Here is a 433-nt window from a genome sequence, read left to right on the forward strand (position 1 = left end):
CGGCGGCATCACGACCGCGGGCACCATGCTGGCCCAGGGCCACTTCGACTGGGACCTGCTGGCCAAGGGCGTCACCTCCAGCGCGCTCGGCGCCGACGGCCAGCACCTGACCACGACCCTGCCGCGCGGGGGCGACGGCCCGACCGCGCCTCCGACCGGGCCTTCGACCGCGTCTCCGGACACGCCCCCTGGAGGCTCTGCACCGGGCCCGGACCCCGGCCCCTCCGGCGCTGCCGGCCCCGGCCCGTCGAGCGCCGCCGATCCGGGCGGCCCGGGGGCGAACCGGACCGTGTCCGAGGGAGCCGACCCGTCGGCCGTGTCCGAGGGGGACAGCCCGTCGGCGCCGAGCGCGCTGGAGGTGACGCCCTTGGCCAGCAGGTCCCAGTCGAAGTGGCCCTGGGCCAGCATGGTGCCCGCGGTCGTGATGCCGCCG

Annotated in this window: 1 protein-coding gene; it reads left to right on the top strand. The window is 78.3% G+C overall.

Going from position 1 to position 433, the window contains the following annotated elements; genetic code table 11:
• On the top strand, positions 1-433 hold a 433-nt coding region (locus FAF44_RS53770; protein WP_237111203.1), incomplete at both ends, for a hypothetical protein.

Source organism: Nonomuraea sp. MG754425 (assembly GCF_021699195.1).
GTDB lineage: Bacteria > Actinomycetota > Actinomycetes > Streptosporangiales > Streptosporangiaceae > Nonomuraea.